This window comes from Lentzea rhizosphaerae, from assembly GCF_042649515.1.
In the GTDB taxonomy this organism is placed as follows: Bacteria; Actinomycetota; Actinomycetes; order Mycobacteriales; family Pseudonocardiaceae; genus Lentzea; species Lentzea aerocolonigenes.
Map to the genome: position 1 here is coordinate 59,883 of NZ_JBHRZI010000013.1, position 25,107 is coordinate 84,989.

Sequence of the window (25,107 nt, forward strand, 5' to 3'; positions counted from 1 at the left end):
AATAGCGTATGCGCCGTGAAGACATTGCTCGTGGTGCTCGGCGTTGTGGCGGTCGTCGGTGGCGGGACCGTCGTCCTGGTCAACTCGTTCGGCGGCTGGAACACGCTGATCGGCAAGGCCTGGGCGATCACCTACGAGGTGTCGTCCCAGCCCGCCGAGACGGCCGTCGACGTGACGTACACCGAGTCGCCCGACCGGTACCGCAAGGAAGCGCCGCAGACCATCACGATCTCGAAGCCGCTGCCGTGGACGTACGAGGCCGTGATCAACTACGGCGAGAAGGCCGAGGTTTCCGCGACGCCCAAAGGTGATCAGGTGCTGACGTGCCGGATCCTGCTCGACGGCATCAAGGAGCTCGCCAAGGCCACCGCCGCGCCCGGTCAGCAGGTCAGCTGCAAGGCCGTGACGGCGACCTGATCACTCCTCCTCGTCCGGCCTGTCACCGGACTCGATCTGGCCGTTCTTCCTGCGGTCGAGCTGCGGCGGTTGCTCGGGGTTGAGGCTCTTGAGCGTGTCCCTGAGCATCTCCTGGCCGATGACCGTGGGGACGATGCTGCCGGCCGCCCCGACGTCACCGATGTAGGTGTTCGGGCTCTGCATCTTGGCGAGCTCGCCCATCACCTCCTTCATCCCGACGAACTCCGGTCCGAGCACTTCGGCCCTCGCCTTGATCTCGGCCACCGGGAGCGCGACCTCGATCTCGTCGGTCGCGAGACGGATGCGCCTGATCTCCTCCTCGAGCTCGGCGTTCCTGCGCTGGTAGCCCAACTCCTCCTGCCGGTCACGCTCCTCCGCCTTCCTGCGCCGCCGCTGGTCGAGCTCCGGGTTCTCGGGCTCGAAGTCGCTCAGCGTCGTGCGGCCCGCCTGCACGCCCCACTCGCCGAGGGCCTCCGCGACCCTGGACTCCAGTTCCATCCGCACCTCGTTGTGGCTCTCCAGGAACCGGAGCACCTCGTACTCCGAGGCGCAGCTGTGGAAGTACCCCTCGACGGTGCGGCCGAGCACACGTGCGACGAATCGCTGCACGGGGGTGGGGCTCTGCACGTCACCGAGCCCCGTCATGTCGGTGTCCTCACCGAACCGGCGCACCAGTCGCGGAGCCGCCTTCGCCGGGATGCGGATGATCTGGGACATCGTGAACTTGATGCGCTCACCCTCGACGTTGACGACGATCTGGCCCAGCGCGGCGTCGAACCGGTCGGTGTACTCGCCCTCCTTCCGCTCCCACTCCAGCGTCAGCTCGCGAGTGGGGATGATCGCGATGCGGGCGAACCACGGATTGATGCGGTACACACCGCCGTGCGACAACGTTTCAGCCTGCGCACCGCGGCGACCGCCGTTGGCGAGGAACTCCCACGGCTTCTGGAAGCTGGAGTGACCCTCCACCACCGGGCCGACGGTGTTGGTGTTCTCGTCCTCGTCGGGTGACTCGCCGTGCTTGGCGATGACGACCCCGGTGGCGCCTTCCGGGATGCTGATGTCCGTCAGGTCGGACCGGGTGACCTCGTACTTCTCCTCGTCTCCCAGCGTGTCGACCGTGATGACCTCGAACAGCGCCGGGTTGATGTCGTAGGAGGCACCGCCCGGCAGCACCATCGGCTGCTTGCCCATCTGCCCGCCGCGCAACAGGAACTTCCTGCCGTCCTGGAAGTAGTCGCACTCGACGTGACGGCACAGCGTCTCTTCGACGGACGGAACCGCGCCGACCTTCGCGATGACGAGGCCGATCGTGCCGGTCGGGACGTGGGTGCGGTCGACGGCCTCCACGCGGTACAGCAGCGGTGGCAGCCGGTACCGGCGATCGGCCTGGAGCGTGGTGACCTGCACGCCCTGTCCGCCGTGCACCCGCACCGGGTACTTCTCGTTCTTGAGGCTGCCGAACCGCTTGTAGACCAGGCCGATCTTGCCGGTCGGCACCGACTGGTGGCTCTTCACCCAGACGACGCCCGCGACGGCGGCGATCACAACGACGACGATCAGGAATTCCATCAGCCTCTTACCCCGCTGTTCCGCAGTCTTGTGTGCACGGCCATCACGGTGTCCGTCCACTTGTCGTGCCAGCTCTCGAACCGTTCGAGCTGGGGGTTGCGCATCGTCGGGAAGAAGCCCGGCGGGAAGAAGTCGGTGGCGACGAGTTCCTCGTAGACGGGGGAAACCTCGCCGCGCAGGCCCTTCCAGCCCACCGACAGGGCCAGCCCGAGGAAGTCGCGGTGCCTGCCGGGCGGCGCTCCGGGCGGTGGTCCGGGGTGCCGCGCCAGCTGAACGCCGAATCCCTGCTGCCCCTGGGAGAACTTCGACCAGACGGTGTCGATGTCGGCGAGCAGCCCGGTCGGCAGCCGCGCGCTGTCGGTCCGGCGCAGCCAGCCCTTGTCCAGTCGCTGCACGGCGTCGAGCAACAACGACGTAGTCAGGATGTCCGCGTGCACGAACTGGCCCTCTTCCAACGCGTTGCGCAGCTTGCGCAGCGAGGTCTCCGAGGGCACGACCGCCACCGGCACCACGGGACCCGGCCGCGGGTTCGGTGGCGGCGCGGCGTGGCCGTCCACCAGGTCGCGCAGCCTGCGGATCTCCTGCTCGCCCGGCAGCCCGCCGTCCCTCGCGTCGAAGAAGTTCGTGGCGGCCAACAGGAAGTGCCGGTACCCGCGCAGCAGGATCGGCAGGAACGGCCGACCGTAGCGCTGGCCTTCGAGGATCTCCCGTTCGACCCACTCCGACTGCTCGGAGGCAGGCGACATGATCACGATGATGGCGGGCGCCGCGGCCAGCCGGTCGCGGATCTCTCCCGGCACCCTGGTGCCCCAGCCGAGCTTGGCGTCGAGCCACACCGGGAGGTCCGCTGCCTCCAGGTGCTCGGCGAGCCGCTTCACGTACGCCGCATCGGCCTGCGTGTACGAGAGGAAGAAACCGGGTGGTCCAAACGACATGCCGCAAGCTATCCGCGGTTCGGCCAGATGGGACAGCAGAGTCCGCTGATTGTCCATCAATTGGCCAATTCGCTTCACCCTCTCGGAGCAGGATCCGCGAACTGGCCGTCGCGCGTCACGCGGTGAGCACCGGTGCGGCCGCCAGGCCCAGGGGATGTTCGGCGAACGCCTGCTCTGTCGCCACGGGGTAGCAGTGGTTCTCGCTCGCATCGCCGAGGACCATGTCGACCCAGCCCTGGACCGGTGTCAGCGAGTCCGCCTCCCACAGGCAGGTGACCTCGGTCAGGTCCTCGCTCGGGTAGAACTGGAGCACCTTCACACCGTCCGGCGCTCCGTCGCCCGAGATGAGCCGCTGCCCGCGCTGGAAAGCCGCCTCGGGGTTCTTGATGTGGTGGTGGACGACGATGTACATGGCGTGTGCCTCCTCGTTCGAGCTGATGGACACGACGCTAGGCAGGACGGGCCACGCCCCGCCTCGCTCGGATTCACCAACTCCGGCGGAACGGCATCACCAGCATTGACCACACGTCTCAGGCGAGGTGGTGTTCGTGGGCGAACGCGCCCGCCGCGGTCCGTGAGGAGACACCGAGCTTGCCGAAGATGTTCTGCAGGTGCCGGGCCACGGTGTGCTCGCTGAGGAAGAGCACCGCGGCGATCTCGCGGTTGCTGCGGCCGGTGGCGACGAGGCGCAGCACCTCGATCTCGCGGTCGCTCAGGCCGTGCCGCGACCAGTTGCCCTGCGGGAGGGACTCGACGTCCGGCCGTGCACCGAGCGCCGTGAACGTCTCCAGCGCCGCCTGCAGCTCCAGGCCGGACGACTCGTGATCGCCCAGCAGCGCGCACGCCCTGGCGATCAGCACACGGCTGCGGGCGGCGTCGTACGACGCCTCGATCCGTTGCCACGCCTGCCAAGCACGCCGTGACTCGGTCAGCGCCACCTCGGGATCACCCGCGGCCAGTGCCAGCGCGCCCCAGGCCTGCCAGGACATCGCGTCGATGGCCTCGTTCTCCTGCTGCCCGGCGATCTCGGCGAGCTCCCGGCACGCACCGGCGGCCGCGTCGAGGTCACCCGCCACCAGCACGATCTCGACGTAGGCCGGCAGCAGTGCGGCACGGGGCAACCCCCGGGACGTCTCCGCCACGACCCTGCGGATCATCGCGACCGCCGTGTCGGTCCTGCCCTGTGCCAGACGCAGCAGCGCGTGACCGGGTTGCGGTTGCCTGCCCAGGGAACTGGCCCTGCGGTAGGCGTTCTCGGCCAGAGCGAACTCTCCGCGCAGGCGGCGGACCTCGCCCTCGCGGTAGGCGGCGTCCCCGCGCGCGAGCTGGTTCAGCGCGCCTCTGGTGAGCTCCTCGCTCACGCGCCCGAGTTCCGCCAGCGCGTCGTCCCACGCCCCGCCCAGCGTCATGACCTCCGCGCGGTGCACCAGGCAAACACCCTTGTGGGCCACCATGTCCGGCTGGCGGGCACACCACCGCGTGAGTGCGGAGGTCCATTCCTTGACCCGGCGCAGCTGGTAGACCTCGCGGCAGAAGGAGATCGTGTTGCAGTACACGATCCCGGCGACGATCGGCGAGAGCTCTCCCGACGTGACCGCGACCATCGTCTCGTCGATCAACCGCAGTCCGTCCGGCAGGCGCCCGAGCCTCACGAGCGAGTGCCCCTGCTCCATCATGCCCAGCGCGACCAGGTCGTCGTCGCCGAAACGTTCGCCGACCTCCACGACCTGGGCGGCCAGCGCGCCCGCCGCCTCGATCTCGCCGTTGACCAGGTTGCCGAGCATGTCCGTCAGCAGCACGTAGCCGCGCTCGGCGACGTCACGTTCCTCCCGCTCGAACAGCCGCCGCGCACGGGCGAACCAGCCCTGCGCGGGCGCGATCTGCCCGCGGAACAACCAGCTGTGCCCGATCCAGAACGCGCACCGCACCGCCCGAGCCGGCGCACCCGCCCCCAGATGGGCTCGATGTGCCCGTTCCAGGGCGCTGACGTACTCGTCGTCCCGGCCGAGCATGTACGCGGTCTGCGCGAACAGCTCCAGGTCCGCCGCCTCCCGGGCCGTCCCGGCCAACGCGGCGTGAGCCTCTCGCCAGTTCGCCTCGGCGAAGCACCGGCGCCCGTGTTCGAGGTCAGGTTCCACGACCACCTCCGACCGCCGCGCCATCGTGGCACAGGTCAGCTCTTTCAGCCGGGTGAAACGACATGGACTCGCCAACCGGACAAATCGCCGCTATACCTCCGATGTCTTTGTACCGGGAATGCGGTTACCAGCCGGATTCGGCACGTTGGCGCCTTGACCCATCGGGTCGATACTGCTTGTGTGGCCCCGAGCACAGGGGGTCACATGACAACCAGCAGGCGGCAGTTCTTCGGCCAGGCGGCGGCGGTCTCGGCCGGAGTCGCACTGTCCACACCGGCGGTGGAGGCACTCGCCGCCGAGCCCGCGCCGGCGGGCCTCGTCGACGTGGTGTTCGAGGTCAACGGCGAACGTCAGAAGCTCCGGCTCGATCCGCGAGTGACCCTGCTGGACACCCTGAGGGAACGGCTCGGGCTCGTCGGCACGAAGAAGGGCTGCGACCGCGGGCAGTGCGGCGCGTGCACCGTCCACGTCGACGACAGACGCGTGCTGTCGTGCCTGACGCTGGCGGCGACCTTGCAGGGCAAGGAGGTCACCACCATCGAGGGCATCGCGGACGGCGACGACCTGCACCCGGTGCAGCGCGCGTTCATCGACCACGACGGGTTCCAGTGCGGCTTCTGCACGTCCGGTCAGATCATGTCCGCCGTGAAGGTCGTCGAGGAACGCGAGGTGCGCACCGACGACCAGATCCGGGAGGCCATGTCCGGCAACATCTGCCGGTGCGGCGCCTACCCGAACATCCTCGAGGCGATCAAGCAGGCCAAGGCTGGTGACCGCTGATGCACGCGTTCGACTACGCCGCGGCCTCGACGGTCCGGGGCGCGCTCGACCTCGCCGGGCCCGGCTCCGCGTTCCTCGCCGGCGGCACCACCCTGGTCGACCTGATGAAGCTCGACGTCATGACGCCGGACCGGGTCATCGACGTCAACGCCTTGCCGCTCAAGGGAATCCGGCTGCACGAAGGCGCACTGCGGATCGGGGCGCTGGAGCGGATGAGCGACGTCGCCGCCCACCCCGTCGTCAGGTCGATTCACCCGATGATCTCGAAGGCGTTGCTGCTCAGCGCCTCCGGCCAGGTGCGGAACATGGCGAGCATCGGCGGAAACCTGATGCAGCGCACCCGGTGCGACTACTTCCGCGACGTCACGTCGGCCTGCAACAAGCGCCGGCCCGGCAGCGGCTGCCCGGCGCTCACGGGCGTCAACCGCAACCACGCCGTTCTCGGCACCAGCGACTCCTGCGTCGCGACGCACGCCAGCGACGTCGCCGTCGCGTTCGTCGCGCTGGACGCCCAGGTCGTGCTCCGGAGCAGGGACGGCGACCGGGTCGTGCCGCTCGAGGAGTTCTACCGGCTGCCCGGCGGCACACCCGACCGGGAGAACGTGCTCGGGCCGGGTGAGCTGATCGCCGAGGTCGTCGTGCCGATGCTGCCGTGGGCGCGGCATTCGACGTACCTCAAGATCCGTGACCGGCAGTCCTACGAGTTCGCCCTCACGTCCGTGGCGGCGGCCGTCGACGTCAAACGCGGTGTGGTGCAGGACGTCCGTCTCGCCGCGGGCGGGGTGGCGACGAAACCGTGGCGGCTGCGCGCCGTCGAGGAGGCGCTCAGGGGCGGGGTGGCGATCGAGCGAACCTTCGCCGAGGCTGCGGAGTCCGCTGTGGACGAAGCACGACCGTTGGCGCACAACGCGTTCAAGACCATCCTGCTGAAGCGGGCCATCGTCCGCGCACTGCTCGAAACGGCAGGTGCGCGATGATCGGGCGCTCTGTCGACCGCGTCGACGGCCGCATCAAGGTCACCGGCGCGGCACCCTACGCCGCCGACACGAAGATCCCCGGCGTCACCTACGGCTACCTCGTCACCAGCACCGTTGGCCGCGGACGGCTGTTGAGCATGGACACGGCCGCCGCGCTGGCCTCCCCCGGCGTGCTCGCCGTGTACACGCCGTTCAACCCGTTGAAGCTCTTCGCGTACGTGCAGGAGCAGAACGACGAACGCTTCCCTCCGTTGCAGGACACGGAGATCCGGTTCTTCGGTCAGGCGATCGGGTTCGTCGTCGCGGAGACCTGGGAACAGGCCCGTGACGCCGCCGGTCTGGTCACCGCGACCTACGACCGGCAACCACCGGTCACCGAGTTCCCCGGCCGGACGCTCCAGGCGTTCGAGGAGGTCGAGGAAGTCATCGGCACGCAGGCCGTCGGCGACATCACCTTCACCGCGAGCTACACGACGCCGTTCCAGCACCACTGCGCGATGGAACCGCACGCGACCGTGGCTGCGTGGAACGGCGACCACCTCACGGTTCACACCGTGTCCCAGGGCGCACTTCTGGTGCAGCGCAGGCTGTCCGAGACCCTCGGCGTGGACGCGGCGAAGATCCACGTGCTCAGCCCGCACGTGGGCGGCGGGTTCGGCGGCAAGTGGGGCAACTGGGCGCAGGTGCCGCTGGCGTGCGCGGCGTCGAGAGCGCTGGGCAGGCCGGTCAAGGCGGTGCTCACCCGCGAGCAGGTGTTCGCGATGGCGGGCCACCGGCCGAGGACGAAGCAGACGCTCACGATGACGTGCACGGAGGACGGCAAGCTCACCTCGATCGTCAACGACGGCGTCACCAGCCGCGGACTGGGCGGCAACTTCTCCGAGTCCGTCGCGAACTGGACGCTCACCACCTACGCGAGCCCGAACATCCGCGTCACCAAGACGGTCGTGCCGCTCAACCTCGGCGCGGCGACCGTGATGCGCGCGCCGGGCGAGGCGAACGGGTCGTTCGCCCTGGAGAGCGCGATGGACGAGCTCGCCGGGCAGCTCGGCGTCGACCCCGTCGAGCTGCGGCTGCGCAACTACGCGACCCTCGTGCCGAACACCGGGAAACCGTGGTCCGGCAAGCACCTCGACGAGTGCTACCGCCTCGGTGCGCAGGAGTTCGGCTGGTCGAAGCGGCCGAAGCAGGTGCGCGCGACCGTCGACGGCGACTGGCTCGTCGGCACCGGCATGGCCACGGCGACCTACGGCGCCTCCCGCGGTCAAGCGTCGATCAAGGTCAGGCTGCACCCGGACGGCACGGCCTCGGTGTCCGGCACCGCGGCGGACCTGGGCACAGGCCAGTACACCGTGTTCGCGATCCTGGCCGCCGACGAGCTCGGCATCCCGGTCACCCGCGTGCGCCCGGACCTCGGCGACTCCACGTCCCCCGCCGCCGCGAACGCCGGTGGCTCGAACTCGACGTGCACCAACGGTCCCGCCGTCCAGGTCGCCGCGAAAGCCGTGCAGACCGAACTGATCACCCTGGCCACGACGAACCCCCGCTCGCCCTTCTACGGCAAGGAAGTCTCCTACCGCGACGGAAGCGTGTCCTCCGGCGGGCTGACGATGAGCTTCGGCACCCTGCTCACGACGTGCGACGTGGGCGGCGTCGAAGCGGTCGGCACCTCGCCCCGGCTGGTGGACCCCGAACACGGCTTCCGCTCGTTCGGCGCGCACTTCTGCGAGGTCCGCGTGCACCGCCTGACGGGCGAACCGAGGGTGACGCGCTGGCTGTCGGTGTGCGACGCGGGCACGATCGTCAACGCCAAGGCCGCCCGCAGCCAGATCCAGGGCGCCGTGGTCATGGGCATCGGCCAGGCGTTGCTGGAGGCCACCGAGATCGACGCCGGCGCCCGGTTCACCAACGCCAACCTCGCCTCGTACCTCGTACCGGTGCACGCCGACATCCCACGCATCGACGTCCGGTTCCTCGACCACCCGGACGCGGTGATCAGCGGGCTCGGCGCGAAGGGCATCGGCGAGCTCGGCATCGTCGGGGTGGCCGGCGCGATCGCGAACGCCGTCCACCACGCGACGGGCGTCCGGGTCCGCGATCTGCCGATCACACTGGACAAACTGCTGTGATCACACGTTGTCGACGTGCTCCACGCCGGAGCTGCGGTAGTTCTGCACCGCGGTCTTCACCTGGGCCGGGCTCAGCACCTGCCCCTTGGCGAAGTACACGTAGTCGACCTCCTGCTGGTAGGCGCGCTCGGCGCTGCTGCCCTGCAGGCCGCCGGAGATGAACCACAGGTTGAAGTTGATCGACATCGGCGTCTCCGGGTAGTACTTGTCGCCGTGGTCGGCGACCAGGACGCCGTCGATGTAGTACTTCACCCTGCCGCCACCGACCTGGAACACCAGGTCGTGCCAACCGTTGTAGCTCACGCGCTGTTCGTTGTGGACGTTGTCGGCGACCCACGGCTCGTTCTGGTAGGTCTCCCAGGTGGTCTCGTACATGACGTTGGCCGGTTCGCCCCAGCCGCCGTTGGGCAGGTACTCGAAGTCGATCTCGCCGTAGTCCGGGTCCATCGGGGCGTTGAGCGGCGTGATGGTGAAGAAGGTCTGCACGACGTGGTCGCCGTCCGGGCCGAAGACCGGCGCGTCGCTGAACTTCACCCTGGCCGCGTAGGTGCCCTCGAAGAACTTGCGCTGGTGGAACATCTCGGTCTGGCGGGCCGCGGAGCCGTTGTTCCACGAGTCGAGGCGCAGGACCTTCTGGCCGTCGACGGCCGGGAACGTCACGCGGGACGGGTCCCACTCGGCGCCGGGCACGCCGGGGCCGCCGGCGCCCGAGCGGACTGTCCAGCCGCGCTGGGCGATCCGCGAGTCGCTGGAGCTGGTGTAGCTGAAGTCGTCGAACATGGCCGGGCCGTTGGGGTTGGGCGGTGTCGAGGTCGTCGTCGTGGTGGTGGGCGGGCTGCCGCCGGGCGGGGTGCCCCACAACAAGGTGCTGCCCCGGTGGACCGTCACGCGGTTCCACGTCGAGTACGTGCTCTCGCCGCGGAACGAGTAGTCGTCGGACTGGGTGATCGGGCCCCAGTTCGTGCGGTAGAACCGCAGTTGCAGGTCGCCGGTGTCGGCGCCGGGTGCCAGAGTGCCCGCGCCGCTGGTGAATCCGACCTCCAGGTAGCGGTCGGCGGTGCCGCCGGTCAGGGTACCGAACTGGCCGGTGACGTTGCCGCAGCCGCGGACGGCCCACGAGCAGGCGAACCGGTGGCCGACGTCCGGTGTTTCGCTGCGGAAGTAGTAGCGGATCTTCACCTCCGCCAGCGGCACGCTCGTGGTGCCGGAGTTGACCAGTTTGAGCCACGGTTCGACCTGGTCGGTGGTCGCACCGGGCGCGCTGGTGCGGTACTGGGCGGTGACGGCGTCGGCGGCGAAGGCGTTCGGTGCGACGGCCAGTGCGATCGCGGTCAGCGCCGCGCAGAAAGCGGCTATGAGTGCTCGCAAGGTTCTCTCCTCACTTCGGCAGGGACGGACAGTGCGGCGAGCCTCGATGCGTGGTGACGCATCCGGGTGGTGAAGCCCTCCCACTCGGGGCGCTGTGACCAGAGGGTGTCGGCCAGCGCGGCGAGGCGAGGAAAAGCCAGGTGCTCCAGGTGTTCTCTCGTGCGGACGTGCTCGGTCCACAGCTGGCACTGGGCGCCGAGCACGCCGTCGGGCAGCGGCACGTGGTAGACGTCGCGGCTGGTCACGACGTGTCCGGGCTGGCCGGGCGGTTCGTGCGGGCCGTCGGACTGCGGGTAGTCGAGGTAGGTGGAGGTGTGCGGCGCCATCACGACGTCCTGGCCGCGCTCCAGCGCTGTTGCTGCCTGCGTCTCGTCCTTCCACGGCATCACGAGCGCTCGTGGATCACCCGTCGGTTCCCACGCCGCCGGGACCCGGCCGTGGTCCAGCAGGTGGTTGCCGGCCTGGCGGAGGAACTCGCCGTGCACGTCGGACGGGAGCAGGCACTCGTCGCCGCCGAGGTGGACGTGCGAGCCGGGGAACACCTCCAGCACCTCGGACAGCACCTCGCGGACGAACCCGATGGCGTGCAGGCCGAACGACGAGTCGCTGATGCCCCAACGGGTCCAGACCGGCAGCGGTTCTCCGGCGACGCCGAGCTCCGGATACGCGGCGAGCGCGGCACGGGCGTGGCCGGGCATCTCGATCTCCGGCATGATCCGGATGCCGCGTTCGGCGGCGTGCGCGACGAGGCCTTCCAGCTCGCCGCGGGTGTAGGCGCCGCCGTGCGGGACGCCGTCGCCGTTGGTCTCGGTGCGCCAGCCGCCGATCGACGTGAGCAGCGGGTGGCTCGGAACCGGCATGCGCCAGCCCTGGTCGTCGGTCAGGTGCAGGTGCAGGACGTTGAGCTTGTGCACGGCCATCAGGTCGATGAACCGCCTGACGACGTGCACCGGCTGGAAGTGCCGTGCGACGTCGAGCATGAACCCGCGCCACGGCAGCCTGGGCACGTCACGGATGTCGACGCCGGGCAACGTCCAGTCCACTTCGGACACCCGGCTCGGCCGGAATACCTCTGTGGGCAGCAGTTGCCGGATCGTCTGGATGCCGTGCGCAAGCCCGGCAGTGGTTCCGGCGCGCAGCAGGACGCCGTGTTCGTTGACGGTGAGCGCGTAGCCTTCCGCGCCGAGGCCGACGAGCTTGGCGTCCAGCGCGATGACGATCTGGCCGTTGTCGGCGATCGGCAACGGCAGTCCGGTTGCGGGTCTCAGCAGTGAGCGGAGCAGCCTCGCCGCGTGTTCGGCGCCGGGCGTGACCCGCACGCTCGTGGCGCGGTCCAGGGTGAAACCCTTGCTGCGCCGCACGACCCTGGTGGGGAGCGGAACGATCACCCCTTCACCGCCCCTCCGACGATGCCGGTCGTGACCCTGCCCTGGAGCACGACGAAGATCAGCAGCACCGGGAGCATGAACAGCGTCGAGGCGGCCATCGTGGCGCCCCAGTCGGTGCCGAAGGTGTTGTTGAACGACGACAGCCAGACCGGGAGCGTGCGGTCGTCCTGGTCCTTGATGATCAGCACGTTGGCGAAGGCGAACTCGTTCCACGCGGTGATGAAGCCGAACAGCGAGGTCGCGAGCAGTCCCGGCGCGAGCAGCGGGAACACCACCCGCCGGAACGCCTGTCCGCGCGAGCAGCCGTCGACCTGCGCGGCCTCCTCCAGGTCGACCGGGATCGCGGCGAGGAACCCGCGCAGCGTCACGATCGTGAACGGCAGCGTGATCATGAAGTACACCAGCGTGAGCATCCAGAGGGTGTCGAGCATGCCGGTGTCCCTGGCGATCACGTAGATCGGGATCAGCAGGGCCTCCCACGGTGTCATCTGCGCGACGAACACCATGAGCACGAACGCCCGGCGCCCCTTCCAGTGCAGGCGCGCGATGGCGAACGCGGCGAGCAGAGCGACCAGCAGCGCGAACAGGACCGCTCCCCCGGCGACCAGGAGACTGTTGCGCCAGAACGAGAAGAAGCCCTTCGCCGCGATCGCGGTGCCGAAGTGGTCGAACGTGACGGACGCCGGCAGGAACGTCGGCGTCGCGCTCTGGATGTCCTTCGTGGGCTTGAAAGCCGTGAGGACCATCCAGTACACGGGAAAGACCGAGACTGCGAAGACGAGGAGCGCCGCCGCCGTGCGGGAGATCCGTCCGATCATGCTTCGCGCTCCTGCCGGTAGAGCTGGCGGAAGTAGGCCAGCAGCGCGAGCACGAGCAGCACGACCATGAGCATCGAGACCGCCGCGCCGAGGTCGTAGCGCTGCAACGACTGCGCGACCTGGAACGCGTAGACCGGCAACGTCGTCGTGGCCTGGCCGGGACCGCCCTGGCTGATCACCCAGATCTGCACGAACGCCTTGACGACCCAGATCACCTCCAGACACGTGATCAGCCCGAACATGGCTTTCAGCATGGGGAACGTGATGGTGGAGAACACCCGCCACGCCCCCGCGCCGTCGATGCGCGCGGCCTCGTACAGCTCCTGCGGCACGGTGATCATTGCCGCGTACAGCGACAGCGCGGCGAACGGGACCGACTGCCACACGATCAGCGTCACGAGGATCCCGAACGTCGCCTCGCCGTCGGCGAACCACGTGTAGTTCCGGTACTCCTCGAAGCCGAGCGCGGCGAGCGCCCAGTTCACGACGCCGAGCCGGGACTGGAAGAGCCACTGGAACACCGTGGTGGCGGCGATGATCGGCGTCGCCCAGGTGAGCACGAGCCCGCCCATCACCAGCAGCCGCAACCACTTCCCGAGCCTGACGAGCAGCAAGGCGACCAACGTGGACAGAACCATGATCAGCACGACGTTGATCGCGGTGAACCACAACGTCCTGCGGACCACGGCCCAGAACTCGGGATCGTGCAGCACCTCGATGTAGTTCGCGAGCCCGACGAACTTCGCGTCCCCGCGCACCAGCTGCGGCAACCCGAACTCCTGCAACGAGATGACCACGTTGCGGACGAGCGGGTACAGCAGCAGGTACGCGGTGGCGACGAGCGTTGGCGCGATCAGCAGGTACGGCAGGACGTTGACCCGCTTGTGACGCTTCGGGGTGGCCGGCACGGTCGCCCGCACCGGCCGTTCGGCCACGAGCGTCATTTGCCGGAGTTGAGCGCTTGGGTGATGACCTCGTCGGCTTTGGCGGCCGCCGCCTTCGGGTCCGCGCCGGTCAGCACCGCGGTCTGGAACTCCTTGATCGGGTTGCGGGCCTCGACCGCCGCCCAGTTCGGCGAGTTCGGCGTGGCGTGCCCGTTGGCCGCACCGACGGCCATCGCCGCGGTGCCGGGATCGCCGCCGACGTCTTTGGCGAGCGACTTGCGGTTCGGCACGTAGTTCATCGCCTTCGCGAGCTCGACCTGCCACTTCTCGCCGGCGAGCGCTTTGACGACCTCGTACGCGCCTTCTTGGCGGGACGACGCGAGCGGGATGATCAGGTCGGAGCCTCCGGTGAACACCGCACCCGGCTTGTCCGCGGTCTTGCCGGGGATCGGGAAGAAGCCGATCTTGCCGTCCAGTTCGGGGTTGGCCTTGGTGACGAGCTTCGCCGCACCCGGCACCGCGATGAACTGCGCGACCTTGCCGCCCGCGACGACGTCGGTCTGCTGCGGCTTGGCCTCGTCGGAGTCCTTCGGCCCGTCGCCGAGAGCCTGGAGTTTCTTGTAGAAGTCCATGCCGGCCAACGCTTCCGGCGTGTTCAGCGCGCCCTTCCACCTGCCGCCGTCCTGCTCGGCGAGGTCACCGCCCTCGTCCCAGACGAAGCCGGAGAGCGTGTACCAGTTCTGTCCCGGCAGGTAGATTCCCTGCTGGTCGCCCTGGTCGAGCTTGGTCGTGGCCGCGATCCACTCGTCGCGGGTCTTCGGCGGCGTGACCCCGGCGGCCTCGAACAGGTCCTTGCGGTAGATCACGACCCGGTTGGCGGCGTAGAACGGGATCCCGAACTGCTTGCCGTCCACCGCGCCCGGCTCGGACAGGCCCGGAATCCAGTCGCCGCCCTGGAGTTCTTCCTTCTTGCCGGACAGGTCCGTGACGCCCTTGCTCGCCACGTACTGGGCGACCTGGGTGTTGCCGACCTCGATCACGTCCGGCGGATCGGTGCTGGCCAGAGCACTGGTCACCTTCTGCGTGATGCCGTTCCACTCCTGGATCTGGATCTTCAGGTCGAGGTTCGCGTGGTCGCGTTCGAACTCGCTCTCGAACCTCGACACGAACTCGTCGGTGGCCGTGTCCTTCATCAGCCACACGGTGATCTCCTGCTTCTCACCCCCTCCCGCGGACGTGCCGCAGGCGGACAACGTGAGCGCCAGGACGAGCAGGGCAGCGGAGCGCGACACGACTCACCTCTCGCTGGGGATGTGACCAATTGGTCAGGTCTCAACGGGTGAGGTAGAAAGTGGCACAGACCACTCTGCCGGTCAATACCCAGTTCAAGGCGGTGAGAGCGCTCTCGATCTTACACGAACTGGTTACTTACCACTGGTATGCCATACTGGCGGCCGACGAGCAGGAGAGGCATGGGCGAGGCGATCCTCAAACGCGAGCGGGTCCGCGACCACCTGCTCGAACTCATCGAGACCCACCCGGCGGGAGCTCCGATCCCCGCCGAACGCGTGCTGTGCCAGCAACTGTCGGTGTCGCGCCCCACCGTCCGCTCGGCCGTGGAGGAACTGGTCAACACGGGCCTGCTGGTCCGCCAGCACGGCCGCGGCACGTTCGTGAACCGAGCCAAGATCACCCAGGAAATGGTCTCCGGCACGGGTTCCATGTCCCTCCCCCAGGCCTCGGGCACCTGGGAGTCACGCGTCCTCGAACACGCCCGCATCCCGGCCGGCGCCCGAGTCGGCCGCCGGCTGCACCTCTCCCCCGCCGCCGAGATCCACTACATCGCCCGCCTGCGCCTGGTCGACGGCGAGCCCATGGCCCTGGAGTACCTGCACGTGCCCGCCGTTCTGGCGCCTTCGTTGACGTTGCACGACATGGAGTCCGGCGACTTCTACGAACGGCTGCGCGAGCACGGGGTGCACGTTTCCGAGGCCGTGCAGTCGATCGAGCCGACGGTGACGAACGAGTCGGAGGCGTCGCTGCTCGGGGTGCCGGTGCTGGCGCCGGCGCTGTTGTTCGAGCGGCTGACGACGGATTCGCTCGGGCGGCACGTCGAGTACGTGCACTCGATCTATCGCGGGGACAGGTATCGGATCGTGTCTCGGCTGACGCTCGGGGGATCGCCTCGGGAGACGGTGGACGTGCAGGCGCGGGTGGGCAACGACCCGTTCTGATCAAGCGGTGAACCGGGCCGACACGCTGTCGATGAACACCTGTGCCCGCTCCAACGTGTGCGAACTGAACGTCCCCCCGGCCCGAGCATCCAGCAGCGCACTCTGCTGAGCCTCCATCATCACCCGCTGCAATTCCCGCTGCTGCTGCAACCGACTGTCCGGATCCCGCTCGGAAACCATCCTGTCGATCACCTCCCCCATGACGAGACTCCGCTCCCGCGCCTTCGCCAGAACCTCGTCGTCGAACGGCTTTCCGTTGTCCCGCACCAAAGTCGGACTCTCCAGCAGCGCCTGCGCAGCCGCCACCAGCTCACCCGCGAGCCTCGCGTACTCACGGCGCGAGTGCTCCTCGTCGTTGCCGCGGATGCCGAGCCACCTGATCACCAGCGGCAGCGAGCCGCCCTGCACGACCAGGGTGAGGATCGCGACCGTGAACGCGATCAGGATCAGCTCCGCTCGGTGCGGCACGTCCGTTGGCAGCGACTGGGCTGCTGCCAGGGTCACGACGCCGCGCATGCCCGACCAGGCGAGCACTGCGCCGCCGCGCCAGCCGAGGCCTTCGCTGGCGTAGAAGTTGATGTCGGCCTGGCGGCGTTGCAGGGAGCGGGTCACCCGGTCGAACCGTTGCTCCTCGCCGGGGCGCGGGCCTCGTGCCGCGAAGCCGTCGACCAGCTCCTCCATGCGGTCCGTCAGCTGGTCGGCGCGTTTTTGCTGATGGCGCAACAAGGCGATCAGCGGGACCACGAACACTCCGCGCAGCACGACCAGGGCAAGAGTCACCAGCAGGCCGAGCACCAGGGTCCGGGCCAGGCCCTCGTCCGCCACGTCGCTGACCACCGACGTGAGTTCGAAGCCCATCAGCAGGAACACGCCGTTCTCCAGCAGCAGCTGGATCGTGCGCCAGTTGGTGCGTTCGGAGATGCGGTCGTGCGCGGCGAACCGGCGTGCGCTCTGGTGGCCCGTGATCAGGCCGGCCGTGACGACCGCGATGACGCCCGACGCGTGCAGCTCCTCGGTCGGGATGAACGCGAGGAACGGCACCACGAACGAGATCGCGGTGGTGAGCACCGGCTGGCTCTGGATCTTCGAGCGCACCCACACCGACACGACACCGACCGCACCCCCGATCACCACACCGACCACCACGGCGAAGGCGAAGTCGCCCACAGCGCTGCCGAACGAGACGGTGGTCGCGATCGCCGCGATGGCCGTGCGCATCAGCACCAACGCGGTGGCGTCGTTGACCAGGCCCTCGCCCTCCAGGATCGTCACGAGCCGCGGCGGCAGCCCGAGCCGTTTGCCGATGGACGTGGCCGCCACCGCGTCCGGCGGGCTGATCACCGCGCCGATGGCCAGCGCGGTGGCGAAGCCGATGTCCGGCAGGAGCCACCAGATCAGCAGGCCCGTGCCGAACGCCGACACCGCCACCAGCAGGACCGACAGCGAGCCGATCGTCTTGAGGTTGCGCCGGAAGTCCACGACCGGCACGTTCACCGCCGCCGCGTAGAGGATCGGCGGCAGCACCACCACCAGGATCAGCTCCGGCTCGACGAACACGCGCGGCGCGCCGGGCAACTGGCTGCACGCCATGCCCACGAGGACCAGCAGCACCGGTGCCGCCACGCCCAGCTTCGGCGCGAAGTACGACACCGCCACGATGATCAGCACGCCCGCGACGGCGAGCAACGCGAGTTCCTGCATGGCGTGCAGTTTGTCTGATGAGGACGGACCCTGCTCGTGAGGGTCAGGCGGGCAGCACGTGACGTCCTTCACGATCGGTGCTCAGGCACAGCGAGCAGATCTCGCCTCCGAGCGCGCGGGCCGTCATGTCCGGCCTCTCATAGGACTCCCCGCACACCACACGGCCATGACCCTCGGCGCTGGGAAGCCCGCGTTTCAACCGATCACCGCGACTGTGACGGCCACGGGACGCTGCGGTCGGCGCCACCGATGATCTCGTCGCGTTCATGAAGGAGCGCAGGCGCGCCGATGAAGCGGCCGCGGCCACGCTGGACCGCCACGGCATCGACGTGGCCGAACTGGAAGCGCCCTAGAGTCGCCGCGTGAGACGACGGACAGGATTGGCGATAGCCGGAGCAGTAGCCCTGGGCTGGGGCGAGTGGTTGAACTGGCGTTGGTCTCGAACACTCGTGGGGCACAGCGGGGGCGTCTCGGAGGCGGTGGTCGTGCTGGGGTACCGGAACCCCCAAGCGACGGCGAACCTCGTCAACCGCTGGCGAGTTCGTGCCGGCCTTCGCTCCATCTCCGCTGCCGACGGGCGGGACACGCGCGTGATCTTCAGCGGCGGCGTGACCGGCACCGGCGCTGCGGAGGCCCAGTTGATGGCCGACTACGCGAAGTCCGTGCTCGGGTTCGACGGCACGGTGTTCCTCGAAGACCGAAGTACGACGACCTGGGAGAACGTCACGAACGTGATCCCGCTGCTCAAGGACGTCGACCGCATCAAGATCGCCTCCCAGCCGGCTCACGCGCTCAAAGCCCGCGCGTACCTGAGGCGGCAGCGCCCTGATCTCGCCGAAAGGCTCGTGCCCGCGGACGACTACCGTCCCGGCGAGTGGCTGATCGTCAAACCGCTGCTCGCCCTGCACGGACTGTGGACGCTCCGCCGCCTGAGACACGACGAGCGAAAGGGCTCGCTCTGACCAGGTGCTCTAGAGCTTCCAGATCCTGATCGACTTGTCCGCGCCCGCGCACGCGATCCGCTCCCCCTTGGGGTCGAACGCCACGTCCTCGATCCGCGCACCGGCCCCGATGACCATCGCGCGCACCGACTTCGACGCCACGTCCCACAGCTGCACCGCGTTGCCGTGCCCCCAGGTGGCGATGGTCTTGCCGTCCGGGTGGTACAGGGCCTTCGTGATGATGTCGTCGCCCTCGGTCCGGTCGAAGACGGCTTTGCTCTGCCCGGTCGCCACGTCCCAGAGCTGCATGCTGTTCTTGCCGTCGTCATCGGGGATCGCGAGGGTCTTGCCGTCGGGGGAGAACGCCATGCCGGGAGCGGTCGAGTCGTTGATGGTCCTGACGGTCTTGCCGGTCGCCGGGTCGACCAGCTTGATCTCCTGGAACTTCGTGCCGCCGTAGGCGAGCAGCGACCCGTCCTTGCTGAACGCCAGCTCGCTGCCGCCGTCGGCCTCGGTCAGGCCGATCTTGACCTTGCGGGTGGCGACGTCCCACACCTTGAGGCCGCCGCCGTGGGTGAGGCCGACGATCGTCTTGCCGTCCGGGTGGAAGCGCAGGGTCTTCATGATGGCCCTGGCGTCCTCCAGCGTGCCGATCTGCGTGCGGTCGGCGAGGTTCCACAGGTACGTGGTGCTGTCGCCGGTGCGGTTGCCGCCCGCAGCGAGGATCTTGCCGTCGGGGCTGATCGCCACCGCGCACGCCGACGCGCCGCCCGGTCCGTCCGGGTTCTGGACGGTGCCGAGGACCTTGGCCGCCGCGACGTCCCAGATGCGGACCACGGCGCCGTCGAGGCTGTCGTCGCCGCTCACCAGGAACTTGCCGTCCGGGCTCCACGCGATCGACGTGACGGTGTCCTTGTGGTCGGAGAGCTGGACGTGCTCGGTGATCTCCTCCGGCCGTCCCGGTTGCGCCACCGACGAGGTCGTCGACTGCTCGGAACCGCCCTCCTTGTCGGAGGCGAGCTTCTTGTCGTTGGTGGAGGGCAGTTCCGCGCCTTCACCGCCGTTCTTCCTGGACATCAGCCACCACGTGGTGCCGCCGCCCGCCACCGCGAGCGCGCCGACGCCGCCCAGCAGCAGCGTGCGTCTGCTGGGGCCGGATCTGACCGGGACCGGCAGCACGACGGGCGCACCCGCGAGCAGCGCCAGGGCCTGGTCGACCGACGCGCGCTCGTACGGGTTCTTGCGCAGCAACGCTCCCAGCAACGACGAGAGGTGCCCAGCGCGCTGAGGTGGTGGCGGCTCCTGGGTCAGCAGCATCGACAGCGTCGTCATGAAGTCCTGGCCCTGGTACGGAGGCCTGCCCTCCACGGCCGCGTACAGGGTGGCGCCGAGCGACCACATGTCCGTCGCCGGGGTGATCGGGGCGCCGGTGCCCTGCTCCGGCGCCATGTAGGCGGGTGTGCCGACGATCGAGCCGTCCGTGGTCAGCGGGACGTCGCCGGTGAGCCTCGCGATGCCGAAGTCCGTGATCACCACCCGGTCGCCGGACAGCAACACGTTGGCGGGCTTGAGATCGCGGTGCACGATCCCGGCCTGGTGCGCCACCCGCAGCGCGCTCAGCATCGACGTGGCGACGTAGGCGACCTGGTCCGCGGGCAGCGCGCCGTGGGCCTTGATGGCGTCGGACAGCGAGCCGCCCCTGATGTACTCCATCACGATCATCGGGGTGCCGTTGTACTCGACGACGTCGTGCACGGTGACGATGCCGGGGTGGTTGAGCTGACCGGCCAGCTGCGCCTCGCGCATGGCGCGCTGGCACAGCACGGCCCGCTGCTGCGCGTCGAGCCCGGCGGGCAGCAGCAGTTCCTTGATGGCCACCTCACGGCCGATGACCTCGTCACGGCCGAGCCAGACCCGGCCCATGCCGCCGGTGCCGATCACCTGCACGAGCCGGTAGCGCTGCGCCACCAGACTTCCCGTCGCATCTGTCACGGCGCGCAGCTTAGATGGGAACAGGCTCCCGTTCGCGGGTATCCAGGAAGTTCGGGAAGTACCGGAACTGTTGGTACACAAGAAACATCGTGCAGATTCAATCGGTCGACAATGGACCTGTCGCTAGTGGACTGTCGCGACCTCGATCCCGACCTCCCCGAACATCCGCAGCTTGCGCCTGCGGGTCGGTTCCGCGGTGAACCCCGCCGCGACGATCCGCTTCGCCACCGCGCCGTCGACGTTGTCGAGCAGGTGCTCCTTCATCTTCCTGTGGCCGTGGTGGCCGTGGTCGTGCAGCACGGCGTCGGCGAGCACGAGCAGGCCGCCGGGCTTCAGGACGCGACGCACCTCCGCGAGCATCTCGTCCTTCGACGCGCTGTCCAGGTGGTGCAGCATCAGGCTGGAGAAGACGCGGTCGAACGAGTCGTCGGGGTGCGGCAGCTCCTGGGCGAACCCGCGGTCGAGCCGCACCGTCAACCCGCCCCTGCGGAACTTGCGCTCGGCCCTGGCGAGCATCTTCAGGTCGGGGTCCACGCCGAAGAGCTCCACGTCGCGGTGCCGCTTTCCGGTCGCCCGCAACAGGTTCCCCGTTCCGCAGCCGACGTCCAGCACCCGGTGCCCCGCGCGCAACCCGGCCGCCGTGATCATCTCCTGGTGGACGGCGCTCAGCCCGGAGACCCGGTGCACCACGTCGTAGAGGGGCAGCAGGTAGTGCTTGCCCATGCCGGGCAGGTAGTCCCGCTCCTGGGACGATGTTTCGGCCATGAACCCATTCTGACCGGCTCACCAGCAGGATTTCTGTGTCGATTCGCGGTTTGAGTGGGACGATCTGACTGTGCGAGCGCGACGACTGACACCGACCGGGGACCAGCCGGCGACCTACTCCTGGCAACCCTCCCCCGGTGAGCTGGCGGTGGCGGTCGTCCAGCTGGGCCACGCCCCCGGTATCAACGGGGCGCACGAGGCCCATTCCCACGACTTCCCCGGCATCGCCTACTTCAGCGAGCCCGGCGGCATCGTGCGCACCGGCAGGCAGGTCCGCCACGTCGAGGCCGGCGACCTGTTGGTCGTCGCGCCGGGCGACGTGATGGGCCAGGCCGCCAGCGACGACCTCGTCGGAGCGCAGGGCTGGGGCGTGTTCTTCACCGCCGACGCCCTGGGCCGGGACACCCCCGGCGCGCACCTGGCGTGGCGGACCCACCCGCTGCTGTTCCCGTTCGTCCACGGCGGGGCGACCGGCGCGTTGCGGCTCAAGGTCCCGGCCGCGCAGCGCCACGAGTGGACCGCTCGCATCGAAGCGTTGCGCGACGAGCTCGAGCACCGCCGCGACGGCTACCGGGAGGCGGTGTCGGCGCACCTGGTGCTGCTGCTCGTCGCGGTGTCACGGCTCGCCGCGGACGTCGTCGGCGACCTGCGCGAGAACGCCGAACCGCTGCTCGCCGAGGTGTTCGACGTGATCGAACGGCGTTACCCGGAACCGTTGTCGCTGCGCGAGGTCGCCGCCGCGGTGAGCATCTCCCCCGGCCACCTGACGTCGACAGTGCGCAGGCGGACCGGCCGCACGGTGCAGGACTGGATCACCGAACGCCGCATGGTGCAGGCACGGCGGCTGCTGGCCGCCACCGACCTGCCCGTGGGCGACATCGGCAGGCAGGTGGGCTTCCCGGACGCCGGGTACTTCGCCAGGACGTTCGGCAAGCGGCACGGGATGAGCCCGACGAGCTGGCGGCGGTTCAACCACCTGAACAGCGCCTGAACTCCGGCGGACCGGTGGGTGCTTCACCGGCTTCGCCCCCGCGGGTGCTGGCACTGTCGTTGTCATGATCAGCAGCACCGCGAAGGACGACGCCCTCGGAACCAGGTTCCACGACCTGATGGAAAAGGTCGTGAGGTGGCTGCCCTTCGGCCTCTCCCGCGTGGTCGCGCCCAGCTTCCTCGGGTTCGCGGCGATCAACGGGTTCACGTTCGGCGTCGACCTGCTGCTGCTCGCGGGACTCCGCAGCGGGCTGGGACTACCCGTGCCGCTCGCGTTCACGATCGCCTACGTGCTGGCGTTCGGGCTGAGCTTCGTGCTCAACCGCGCGCTCAACTTCCGCTCGCACGCGCCGGTCGGTCCGCAGGCAGGCCTGTACGCGGTGGCGATCCTGCTGAACTACCTGGCGTTCATCCTCGGCGTCGGCAGCGCGCTGACGGCGATCGGCCTGCAGTACCTGCTGTCGCGCGTCGTCGCCGGTGCCTGCGAGGCCGCGTTCATGTACAGCGTGATGCGCTGGATCATCTTCCGCGAAAGCAGGTGACTACTGCAGATACCCCTCGACCTCGCCGACCGAACGCGCGGAGACGTCGTCCGCGTCCCCGCCGAGCGACCGTGCCGACCGACGGCGGCGCAGCAGGTCCCAGCACTGGTCGAGGGCTTCCTCCAGGGAGCGCAAGCGGGCGTGCTCCTCGTCCGTGGTGATCTCACCGGCGGCGAGCTGCTCGCGCAGTTTGTGCTCCTCGTCGACCAGTTCGTTGATGCGGCTCAGCACGTTCTCGTCACTCATCCACCCGACTCTACGACGATCCGTCAGGAACTGCCGCCAGCGACAGGCTGTTCGAGTCGGGATCCAGCACCTCCACGTGCCGCACACCGTTCGAAGAACACCTCGTACCACTTCAGCGACTTCGCCTGGTCACGCACGCACATCACGCTGTACAGGTCCATGCGCGTGTTGACCCGGCACACGGCCAGAACTCATCGAGGAAGTTCCACAGCGGGGTCGGGCGGGGTACCCGGTCGGCAGACCCTAGGAGGCCGACATGCAACCAGTCCCGTTCGTCCCGTGGGTGTGGCGCGACCCGTCGTGGGCCGGCGAACCCGAGCACGACGAGCAAGAGCTCGCGCAGCGACCGGACACCGGCTTGATCGGTTACGAGGTCGAGGCCACCGACGGCGGCATCGGCAAGGTCGACGAGGACAACGCGAAGGTGCCGCACGACTGCCTGATGGTCGACACCGGGCCGTGGATCTTCGGCCGCAAGGTCGTGCTGCCGGTCGGCACGGTGCAGCGGGTGGACCACGAGGAGCGCAAGGTCTTCGTGGACCGCACGAAGGAGCAGATCAAGAACGCTCCCGAGTACGACCCGGACGACGACGAGGGCTACCGGCGTCGCACCGACGACTACTACGCGGAGAGCTACCGCCTGATGCCGCCCATGCTCTAACGGCGCAGGTAGATCGTGATGGAGTGGCCGACCTCGTCGATCGGCGTGCTGCTCGCGATCAGCGCCTTGAGCCGGTCGTCCGCCTTCGCCGCGGCCGAGTCCGACACCACGAGCAACCCGTGCACCTGGTCGGGCGGCACCTTCCGGGGATCCTCCGCGTGGATCCCGTAGTGCTCCGGCACCCCGGCTCCCTTGTAGACGAGCCAGGTCCGCCCGGCCGGGTGCTCCTTCAGGCGGTCTGCAAGACGGCCCAGGTCCTGGCCCCAGTCGACGTTCGAGTCGTGCAGGTGCAGGTGGGTCTTCTCCGGGCCGCCGAAGGCCTCGTTGGAGTATGGCAGGTAGTACGGGAACGTCCGCAGCGAGCTCACCGCGACGAACGCCAGCAGCCCCGCCACCATCCAGCGCCACCGCACGCACGCCGCCGCCACGGCCAGGAACATCGGCACGAAGATCGCGTACCGCACGCCCAGGTCGCGGCTGCCGCTCATGGCGGTCACCAGCAGCACTGCGGCGGGAACAAGAACGTACGGCACCGCCGCACGCTTGCGCGCGATGACGGCGGCGATCCCGGCGAACCACAGCACCAGCGCACCCAGCGGCGTCTTCACCAGCAGCGCGGCCGGCAGGTAGTACCAGCGCGATCCCTCGTAGTGCTCGCCGAACAGGTAGCCGCCCCACACCCGGTTCTCGAAGCCGAACTGCACGCGCATCCCGTCGCGGTACGGCTCGGGGAACGGCAGCCAGTCGACGAACGCGGCCGGCAGGCCCGGCGGGGTTTCCCAGCGCAGCAACGGATCCACGGCCAGGTAGGACGCCCACACGACGGCGAGGGCGACCAGTCCGACGACGGCCACGGCGCGCGTCCGGTGCCGAGTAAACAGTGCCGCGAGGACCAGCAGCACCGGAACCGCGGCCAGCGTGCTCATCTTCGTCGCGAGGGCCGCGCCCAACGCCAGCCCTGCCAGCGGGAGGTACAGGTCCGGACGGGTTCTGGCGCGCCACAGCAGCCAGGCCGACGTCAGCAGGAAGCCCGCCGCCGGCACGTCGAGCGTGGCCAGCGAACCGTGGGCGACGAGGTCCGGGGAGAACGCGTACAGGGCGAGCGCCACGAACCCGCCCCTGTCGCCCGTCAGGTCGCGGGCGAACAGGAACACGACGAGTCCGAACAACAGCGTCAGCACGATCATCGGCAGCCTGGCCAGCAGCAACAGCCGTCCCGGGTCGTGGCCCGACTCGTACAGCACGTACCGGCCGAGCTCGGTCTGGTCGCCGACGAAGGCGCGGGAGACGTGCACGTCGGCGAAGACCAGGCCCGTCGCCATGATCAGCTTGCCGAGCGGTGGGTGCTCGGGGTTGTACCTCAGGCTGTGCTGGTCCAGGTAGACCGCCGTCGCACCGACGTAGACCGGCTCGTCGATCGTCGGCGTCTGCTGCACGGCCGTCGTGACCATGACGATCGCCATCTGGCCGAGGAGCACCGCCACGAGCAGCCAGCCGAACCGTCGCGGAGCTGCCGGCGCGGGTACGTCGGCGGTGCGCGGTGAGGCGATCGCGGCGAGCGACAAGCGTGAAGTCCTTTCAGGCTGAACAAGCTCAATACACCGGAAACGGGATACCCGCCGGATGGGT

The 25,107-nt window shown here is 69.1% G+C and carries 23 protein-coding genes; 9 read left to right on the forward strand and 14 right to left on the reverse strand.

The genetic code is table 11. The features are described from left to right. Positions 1 to 15: 15 nt before the first annotated feature. Entirely contained in the window at positions 16 to 417 is a 402-nt protein-coding gene (locus tag ACFOWZ_RS15840) for a hypothetical protein (protein ID WP_382373066.1), read from the forward strand. On the opposite strand, the gene ACFOWZ_RS15845 is transcribed toward ACFOWZ_RS15840, so the two are convergent. From ACFOWZ_RS15845 to ACFOWZ_RS15860, 4 genes are all read right to left on the reverse strand, one after another. Beyond that, complete coding sequence (locus tag ACFOWZ_RS15845; RefSeq protein WP_382373068.1) at positions 418 to 1,989, reverse strand: SPFH domain-containing protein; 1,572 nt, start codon at positions 1,987 to 1,989, stop codon at positions 418 to 420. After that, the gene (locus ACFOWZ_RS15850; RefSeq protein ID WP_382373070.1) at positions 1,989 to 2,924 is read right to left on the reverse strand and encodes a TIR domain-containing protein; all 936 of its coding nucleotides are present in this window, start codon (positions 2,922 to 2,924) and stop codon (positions 1,989 to 1,991) included. The genes ACFOWZ_RS15845 and ACFOWZ_RS15850 overlap by 1 nt, the downstream gene beginning before the upstream one ends. Before the next feature lie 115 nt (positions 2,925 to 3,039). Next, on the reverse strand, positions 3,040 to 3,369 hold the full coding sequence (locus ACFOWZ_RS15855; protein ID WP_382373072.1) for a DUF3303 domain-containing protein: 330 nt from the start codon (positions 3,367 to 3,369) through the stop codon (positions 3,040 to 3,042). A gap of 85 nt (positions 3,370 to 3,454) precedes the next feature. Then, positions 3,455 to 5,062, reverse strand: coding sequence for a helix-turn-helix transcriptional regulator (locus ACFOWZ_RS15860; RefSeq protein ID WP_382373074.1), 1,608 nt, complete (start codon positions 5,060 to 5,062; stop codon positions 3,455 to 3,457). A gap of 204 nt (positions 5,063 to 5,266) precedes the next feature. Here ACFOWZ_RS15860 and ACFOWZ_RS15865 point away from each other — a divergent pair, with 204 nt between their 5' ends. From ACFOWZ_RS15865 to ACFOWZ_RS15875, 3 genes are read left to right on the forward strand one after another with little or no spacing between them, the layout of a single operon-like run. After that, complete coding sequence (locus ACFOWZ_RS15865; protein WP_382373076.1) at positions 5,267 to 5,842, forward strand: (2Fe-2S)-binding protein; 576 nt, start codon at positions 5,267 to 5,269, stop codon at positions 5,840 to 5,842. Next, a complete protein-coding gene (locus ACFOWZ_RS15870; protein ID WP_382373078.1) occupies positions 5,842 to 6,819 on the forward strand; it encodes an FAD binding domain-containing protein in 978 nt (325 codons plus the stop codon). Before ACFOWZ_RS15865 ends, ACFOWZ_RS15870 begins: the two co-directional genes overlap by 1 nt. After that, positions 6,816 to 8,948: a xanthine dehydrogenase family protein molybdopterin-binding subunit gene (locus tag ACFOWZ_RS15875; protein ID WP_382373080.1), complete on the forward strand. Its 2,133-nt coding sequence runs from the start codon at positions 6,816 to 6,818 to the stop codon at positions 8,946 to 8,948. Before ACFOWZ_RS15870 ends, ACFOWZ_RS15875 begins: the two co-directional genes overlap by 4 nt. On the opposite strand, the gene ACFOWZ_RS15880 is transcribed toward ACFOWZ_RS15875, so the two are convergent. The 5 genes from ACFOWZ_RS15880 to ACFOWZ_RS15900 are packed head-to-tail and all read right to left on the reverse strand — an operon-like array spanning position 8,949 to position 14,698. Continuing rightward, complete coding sequence (locus ACFOWZ_RS15880) at positions 8,949 to 10,316, reverse strand: cellulose binding domain-containing protein (protein ID WP_382373082.1); 1,368 nt, start codon at positions 10,314 to 10,316, stop codon at positions 8,949 to 8,951. Then, entirely contained in the window at positions 10,301 to 11,704 is a 1,404-nt protein-coding gene (locus ACFOWZ_RS15885) for a beta-N-acetylhexosaminidase (protein ID WP_382373084.1), read from the reverse strand. Before ACFOWZ_RS15885 ends, ACFOWZ_RS15880 begins: the two co-directional genes overlap by 16 nt. Further along, on the reverse strand, positions 11,701 to 12,522 hold the full coding sequence (locus tag ACFOWZ_RS15890; RefSeq protein ID WP_382373086.1) for a carbohydrate ABC transporter permease: 822 nt from the start codon (positions 12,520 to 12,522) through the stop codon (positions 11,701 to 11,703). Before ACFOWZ_RS15890 ends, ACFOWZ_RS15885 begins: the two co-directional genes overlap by 4 nt. Then, positions 12,519 to 13,466, reverse strand: a complete 948-nt coding sequence (locus ACFOWZ_RS15895) for a carbohydrate ABC transporter permease (protein WP_382373088.1) — start codon at positions 13,464 to 13,466, stop codon at positions 12,519 to 12,521. The genes ACFOWZ_RS15890 and ACFOWZ_RS15895 overlap by 4 nt, the downstream gene beginning before the upstream one ends. Next, complete coding sequence (locus ACFOWZ_RS15900) at positions 13,463 to 14,698, reverse strand: extracellular solute-binding protein (RefSeq protein ID WP_382373090.1); 1,236 nt, start codon at positions 14,696 to 14,698, stop codon at positions 13,463 to 13,465. The genes ACFOWZ_RS15895 and ACFOWZ_RS15900 overlap by 4 nt, the downstream gene beginning before the upstream one ends. Positions 14,699 to 14,878: 180 nt before the next feature. Here ACFOWZ_RS15900 and ACFOWZ_RS15905 point away from each other — a divergent pair, with 180 nt between their 5' ends. After that, the gene (locus ACFOWZ_RS15905) at positions 14,879 to 15,640 is read left to right on the forward strand and encodes a GntR family transcriptional regulator (protein WP_382373092.1); all 762 of its coding nucleotides are present in this window, start codon (positions 14,879 to 14,881) and stop codon (positions 15,638 to 15,640) included. Here ACFOWZ_RS15905 and ACFOWZ_RS15910 read toward each other — a convergent pair whose 3' ends face one another. Then, complete coding sequence (locus tag ACFOWZ_RS15910) at positions 15,641 to 17,341, reverse strand: cation:proton antiporter (protein ID WP_382373094.1); 1,701 nt, start codon at positions 17,339 to 17,341, stop codon at positions 15,641 to 15,643. Positions 17,342 to 17,703: 362 nt separating this feature from the next. Here ACFOWZ_RS15910 and ACFOWZ_RS15915 point away from each other — a divergent pair, with 362 nt between their 5' ends. Further along, a complete protein-coding gene (locus ACFOWZ_RS15915; protein WP_382373096.1) occupies positions 17,704 to 18,303 on the forward strand; it encodes a YdcF family protein in 600 nt (199 codons plus the stop codon). Positions 18,304 to 18,312: 9 nt separating this feature from the next. Here ACFOWZ_RS15915 and ACFOWZ_RS15920 read toward each other — a convergent pair whose 3' ends face one another. After that, positions 18,313 to 20,274: a WD40 repeat domain-containing serine/threonine protein kinase gene (locus tag ACFOWZ_RS15920; protein WP_382373098.1), complete on the reverse strand. Its 1,962-nt coding sequence runs from the start codon at positions 20,272 to 20,274 to the stop codon at positions 18,313 to 18,315. Between the two features lie 123 nt (positions 20,275 to 20,397). Continuing rightward, positions 20,398 to 21,039 carry a class I SAM-dependent methyltransferase gene (locus ACFOWZ_RS15925; protein WP_382373100.1) on the reverse strand — a complete coding sequence of 214 codons (642 nt, stop codon included), beginning with the start codon at positions 21,037 to 21,039 and terminating at the stop codon, positions 20,398 to 20,400. Positions 21,040 to 21,109: 70 nt separating this feature from the next. Here ACFOWZ_RS15925 and ACFOWZ_RS15930 point away from each other — a divergent pair, with 70 nt between their 5' ends. Together ACFOWZ_RS15930 and ACFOWZ_RS15935 are read left to right on the forward strand one after the other, a co-directional pair. Beyond that, positions 21,110 to 22,030 carry a helix-turn-helix domain-containing protein gene (locus tag ACFOWZ_RS15930; RefSeq protein WP_382373102.1) on the forward strand — a complete coding sequence of 307 codons (921 nt, stop codon included), beginning with the start codon at positions 21,110 to 21,112 and terminating at the stop codon, positions 22,028 to 22,030. A gap of 64 nt (positions 22,031 to 22,094) precedes the next feature. Beyond that, positions 22,095 to 22,571, forward strand: coding sequence for a GtrA family protein (locus ACFOWZ_RS15935; RefSeq protein ID WP_382373104.1), 477 nt, complete (start codon positions 22,095 to 22,097; stop codon positions 22,569 to 22,571). On the opposite strand, the gene ACFOWZ_RS15940 is transcribed toward ACFOWZ_RS15935, so the two are convergent. Beyond that, positions 22,572 to 22,817: a DUF2630 family protein gene (locus ACFOWZ_RS15940; protein ID WP_382373106.1), complete on the reverse strand. Its 246-nt coding sequence runs from the start codon at positions 22,815 to 22,817 to the stop codon at positions 22,572 to 22,574. A gap of 256 nt (positions 22,818 to 23,073) precedes the next feature. Here ACFOWZ_RS15940 and ACFOWZ_RS15945 point away from each other — a divergent pair, with 256 nt between their 5' ends. Then, positions 23,074 to 23,478: a PRC-barrel domain containing protein gene (locus tag ACFOWZ_RS15945; RefSeq protein WP_382373108.1), complete on the forward strand. Its 405-nt coding sequence runs from the start codon at positions 23,074 to 23,076 to the stop codon at positions 23,476 to 23,478. On the opposite strand, the gene ACFOWZ_RS15950 is transcribed toward ACFOWZ_RS15945, so the two are convergent. Next, positions 23,475 to 25,043 (reverse strand): ArnT family glycosyltransferase, encoded by a 1,569-nt coding sequence (locus ACFOWZ_RS15950; protein ID WP_382373110.1) that lies wholly within the window; start codon positions 25,041 to 25,043, stop codon positions 23,475 to 23,477. The two genes, ACFOWZ_RS15945 and ACFOWZ_RS15950, sit on opposite strands and share 4 nt — an antisense overlap. Positions 25,044 to 25,107 lie beyond the last annotated feature (64 nt).

Excerpts from the sequence above, each read along its gene's own strand:
- ACFOWZ_RS15945 (WP_382373108.1), top strand. The coding sequence starts at position 23,074 with ATGCAACCAGTCCCGTTCGTCCCGTGGGTGTGGCGCGACCCGTCGTGG.
- ACFOWZ_RS15845 (WP_382373068.1), bottom strand. The coding sequence starts at position 1,989 with ATGGAATTCCTGATCGTCGTCGTTGTGATCGCCGCCGTCGCGGGCGTC.
- ACFOWZ_RS15935 (WP_382373104.1), top strand. The coding sequence starts at position 22,095 with ATGATCAGCAGCACCGCGAAGGACGACGCCCTCGGAACCAGGTTCCAC.
- ACFOWZ_RS15895 (WP_382373088.1), bottom strand. The coding sequence starts at position 13,466 with ATGACGCTCGTGGCCGAACGGCCGGTGCGGGCGACCGTGCCGGCCACC.
- ACFOWZ_RS15850 (WP_382373070.1), bottom strand. The coding sequence starts at position 2,924 with ATGTCGTTTGGACCACCCGGTTTCTTCCTCTCGTACACGCAGGCCGAT.
- ACFOWZ_RS15870 (WP_382373078.1), top strand. The coding sequence starts at position 5,842 with ATGCACGCGTTCGACTACGCCGCGGCCTCGACGGTCCGGGGCGCGCTC.
- ACFOWZ_RS15875 (WP_382373080.1), top strand. The coding sequence starts at position 6,816 with ATGATCGGGCGCTCTGTCGACCGCGTCGACGGCCGCATCAAGGTCACC.
- ACFOWZ_RS15890 (WP_382373086.1), bottom strand. The coding sequence starts at position 12,522 with ATGATCGGACGGATCTCCCGCACGGCGGCGGCGCTCCTCGTCTTCGCA.
- ACFOWZ_RS15865 (WP_382373076.1), top strand. The coding sequence starts at position 5,267 with ATGACAACCAGCAGGCGGCAGTTCTTCGGCCAGGCGGCGGCGGTCTCG.
- ACFOWZ_RS15910 (WP_382373094.1), bottom strand. The coding sequence starts at position 17,341 with ATGCAGGAACTCGCGTTGCTCGCCGTCGCGGGCGTGCTGATCATCGTG.
- ACFOWZ_RS15940 (WP_382373106.1), bottom strand. The coding sequence starts at position 22,817 with ATGAGTGACGAGAACGTGCTGAGCCGCATCAACGAACTGGTCGACGAG.
- ACFOWZ_RS15925 (WP_382373100.1), bottom strand. The coding sequence starts at position 21,039 with ATGGCCGAAACATCGTCCCAGGAGCGGGACTACCTGCCCGGCATGGGC.
- ACFOWZ_RS15905 (WP_382373092.1), top strand. The coding sequence starts at position 14,879 with ATGGGCGAGGCGATCCTCAAACGCGAGCGGGTCCGCGACCACCTGCTC.